Consider the following 4,313-nt stretch of genomic DNA (forward strand, 5'->3'; position numbering starts at 1 on the left):
AATTGATATATGTTAATAATCATAAAATTATCTTTTAGAAGCAATAAAAATAAGCACAATATAGAATCTATATAAAGCTAATCTAGAGCAAAAGCCACAAGATTCTATATTATTTGAAAAAAGGGGGCAGGATAATGTCAAAACTACACAATTACAAATGTTTTCCATAAACTTTTTTGTATAAAAAGTTGAAAAAATCAGTGAAACGCCTAGCCTGTCGTCTCACTTTTGCATTTGGAAAATATTTGCCCATGAATTTTATAACCTTAAATAGAGGCTTTAAGTCTTGTGGGGGAATGTAGCGGTTTTCTTCTTCAGCCACATACCACCTCCAAGCTATATTTTTTAACCTCTCGTTTTTTCGCAAATTGACTTCTTTTGCTATAAAGCGTTCTACATCCTTAAACGGATGCTTGTCGCGTATCTTTTCAAATGCTTCTGTAAAACTTTGTATTTTATGGTTATTAAACATCTTTAATCGTGTAATCTCGTTTAAATCAAGTTGCAATTCTTGTCGTATATCAGGGAATGACATACCCATTTGACATTTATTGCCTCTAGCATATTGTTGTTCAATATGAGAATCTCTATTTTTTACTACACCACACATCGTAAGATAAACAAAGGTTACCACATGGTTATTAAAACATTTATCTGGAAATATGCGATCTGGCAAAATGGTTAAAAAGTTATATAGCGAAGCAAGAGACAGCATAACATCTCTTGGTCCATAGATTGAAATATTTGACGCTCCAATATCCAGGGTATCAAAAATCTCATTAGATTCACACTCTTGAAGTTCTTGCAAAGTCGCCTCTCTGTCGTTTTGATGATATTTTATGTCCCCATCATTCCTTAGAGTAAAAATAAAGTCATAGGTAATATTATGGGCTACTTCATATTGTTTCATCATCTCAATTATTCTATATATGCCATAGTAAAAATGATATGCCCCACCCCTTGTTTTACCTTCATAATCTGTTGAATCTTGATTAACAATTTCGCAATGTTTAAAACATGGGTATTTTTTCTGCAAAGATTCTAAATCACCTTTATCTAATTTTGCTAAGTATTCCGTATTAAGCTTTTTGTATGTATTTGGAAAAAATTCATGAAAATTTAAATGATAAGCAATTTCATCTGGAATTTCATCATGTAGGGTAGGCTCTAGCATACGCATTACCCAATTTGTCCATCCACATAATCCCGGCCAAACTTGTTGCATATCCCAAGTAAATAAAAACACATCAGCATTTAAGGGTATAGCAAGGTTTGTAATAATATCTTCAAGTGTGGCTATATAATCACCACGCAAGATTCCATATAAACAAATTGCAAACTTTTTATATTCCGTGTGTGGTTTAGCAGTTATTTGTGGAATGAGATGAGATAAGTCTTTACATTGCTGAAGCAATATATTTCTGTAATGCCCTATACACTCCCTATAACATTGCGCTGCACCAATACTTCTTTCTTCATTGATTAGCTTTAAAAATATTGTAAAAGATGGTGGGCTTACTGGGGTAAAAAAGTCTTGTTGTTTTGCTATATCTGCTTTATAGAAATATTGCAATGTATTTTTAAGAAAATAGTTTCGAATTATCTTATTGTCTGTATCCTTCATATAATTTTGCATAATGCAAAATGCGATATCAGCAGTTAAAGCATCAACTGCAGTAAATCTATTGAGTAAAAAATTAGGATTTATTTTTTGTTTTAATTGAAAATTTTCATATAATGTTGCTGTGTCTGCTTCTATATGTGTTTGTGTTAGGGCAATACCCCCCCCCCCCAATTTAATTTAGCGTTATCCCAAAATTGTGGACATTGCAATGCGTCGCTATTATTTTTAGAATCCGCTTTTATAAATTGCAATAATTCATCGAATTTCCCAATATCATGTAGAAATACACAAAAATCCATCTTCAATTCACTAGAATCTTGCGTTATATTGTCCCTATATAGAGTATATGCTTTATCAAAGTCCCATGATTCTAAAGCAGATTCTACATCCTCATTTATTTTATTTGTCTTTGTATGTTGCATTACTTTTCCTTATCTATAAAATTTACCCAATACGATTATTTCTCATTGCTGACTCTAATGGGAATATATGTACGAACATAATAGCGTTGCATCCATGCGGATATATCTCTATTTGGCCACGCCCTTTCATCATCACTTAATCTCTGAAATGACAACAACATGGTTTCAACATCTTGTGGCGTTAATACAATTTCTTTTAAATTATTTGTTTCTGCATGTTGAAATAATGAAATAAGTGTATCTTGTGTGTTGAGATTATAGTATTTTATAAAGTTGCGCTCGAAGATGTTTACATTTTGCAATATCGCACAAAATACAAACCCAACAAGTAAAAAATTGCTACACCATGCTTTTACAATATTATCACCATTAGCAATCTCTAGTAGTGTTAGAATTAAGACGAGTGCAATAAGCATAACCTCAAACCACACACCAGGAACTTTAATACATGCAAATCCCACAACCCCCAATAATCCCACAAACAATGCGGCAATCTTGAGATACAAAATCTCTGTTATTTTTGCATGCTTTATGCAATACACCACAAGGTATATAAAATACAACAACCCAACACTAACTACAAATATGCTGAATGCGTTAATTTCCTTAAAAACATGCATCATATTTCCAAAAAGTGTTGTTTTTTCCATAACACCCACTTGAGTTTGCCCTCTGCCAGAAATCATTGTTAAAACAAATGCAGTTGGTACTAATATCAAGAATAACCCCATGTGATAATATGTAAAACATGAGATTCCAAAATTATCGCGTCTCCAATACATATAAAATGATAACAGCAAGGTTAAACCAAATATAGGTAGCGTTGATGGTTCTGTTTGAAAACTCGCCATATAAACTAGAAAAAATAGCAAACCGCTTTGCAAGTAAATATTGCTACTTAAAAGAAAAACTTTTTTATACATAAAAAAATATAAAATAGGCAAAAATACAAGTAATGCTATACCGGCACTGCCAATATATGCCCCGGTCGTTACATAATCAAACCTGCCATTGATAATTAATAAAAAAACTAGAGAAACAAGTATAAAAATAGTTTTAAATTGTTGTTTACCATTGCACAGCCAAATAAACACAGAAGAACCAATAAAAAACATTCCATAAAAAACAAGCGTAAAAAATGAAGCAAAAATATTAAATGCACGGATGGGACTCACACCTAAAGCAACAAGCATTTCTCCAAATGGTCGCATACTAAGAGACATGAAAAGATCTGCAAAATGTCTTCCTCTTTGCCAACCAATTGTTGTGTCATAAGGCATATAAAAGCTATCATATACTGAACTCATAAGCCAATTGTCCCCATCTAGCGACACCATACCGTATTGAACGACAAGAAAAAGCGATAACAATATAACATAAAGAATAAATAGATACGGATATACGGGGGGGGGGGGGGAAAATGCCTGTATCTTTGTATACTGATTACATATATTCTTATTTACATAAATCTTGTTTATATAGTCTTGTGTTTTACTTACGCAAATGGGCATAACCACACAAACAAAAACCACAATCACAAAACTTATAAGAAGCCAAGACAACACTTCATCATTCATAGAACGCATAATTGCAACTGGTCCTATACTATCTTCTGCAATCTTTTGTATGCTAACTAGATTTCCATATTTATCGCCATGAGTATTCATGTAAGCATATTCTATATCTTCATGCAAGTTATAGAAATCTGGATATATATTATAAATAAAATTTTTCCTAAAAATCTTACTATTTGGTGATAAAACAAAACTATATACATATTTATCAATCTGGGTATCAAGAAAAATATCTTCATTTGCAGGGTAATCATCAAATTTCTTTGTGTCTTTATGCTCTCTATTATAAAGATCTATTGTCTCATGCTTGTTTATGTTTATCTTTGTCAGATATGCGGTCGTATTACCTTGTGCTGAATATAGCACAACATAGAGTATTGATAAGATAATGCATATAGACATTGCGATTAGAAATTGCTTTTTAACTTTCATTATTAATCCCTTTTTGCACTCAAAATGGCCTCAGATTATATCACATTTGTGTTAATATTCCCAGCATGACACACGATAAACAATATCTTACATGTAAAGTATAAAAGTAATATAAAATTTGCAACCCACTTTCCGTATCTCATGCTCTATAAAGTTACAATTACCTCGCGAGTAAGTATGGATCCTTTAAACATAATAATGCAATAAATTATCTAAAATGTAATTAGATTATTTGCAAATTATACATTTTCTCTTCTACTT

The 4,313-nt window shown here is 31.7% G+C and carries 3 protein-coding genes; all 3 read right to left on the reverse strand.

The window, feature by feature from the left end; all coding sequences use genetic code 11:
* Positions 1 to 151: 151 nt before the first annotated feature.
* Genes C6H08_RS03210 through C6H08_RS03215 form a run of 3 tightly spaced genes read right to left on the reverse strand, consistent with a single transcriptional unit; the run spans position 152 to position 4,052 of the window.
* Positions 152 to 1,795: a hypothetical protein gene (locus tag C6H08_RS03210; RefSeq protein ID WP_233708462.1), complete on the reverse strand. Its 1,644-nt coding sequence runs from the start codon at positions 1,793 to 1,795 to the stop codon at positions 152 to 154.
* Positions 1,771 to 2,046, reverse strand: a complete 276-nt coding sequence (locus C6H08_RS11820) for a hypothetical protein (protein ID WP_233708463.1) — start codon at positions 2,044 to 2,046, stop codon at positions 1,771 to 1,773. Before C6H08_RS11820 ends, C6H08_RS03210 begins: the two co-directional genes overlap by 25 nt.
* 35 nt (positions 2,047 to 2,081) lie before the next feature.
* Entirely contained in the window at positions 2,082 to 4,052 is a 1,971-nt protein-coding gene (locus C6H08_RS03215) for a hypothetical protein (RefSeq protein ID WP_104686098.1), read from the reverse strand.
* Between the last annotated feature and the right edge of the window lie 261 nt (positions 4,053 to 4,313).

Origin of the sequence: Helicobacter bilis (assembly GCF_900198365.1) — a bacterium.
In the GTDB taxonomy this organism is placed as follows: domain Bacteria; phylum Campylobacterota; class Campylobacteria; order Campylobacterales; family Helicobacteraceae; genus Helicobacter_A; species Helicobacter_A bilis_B.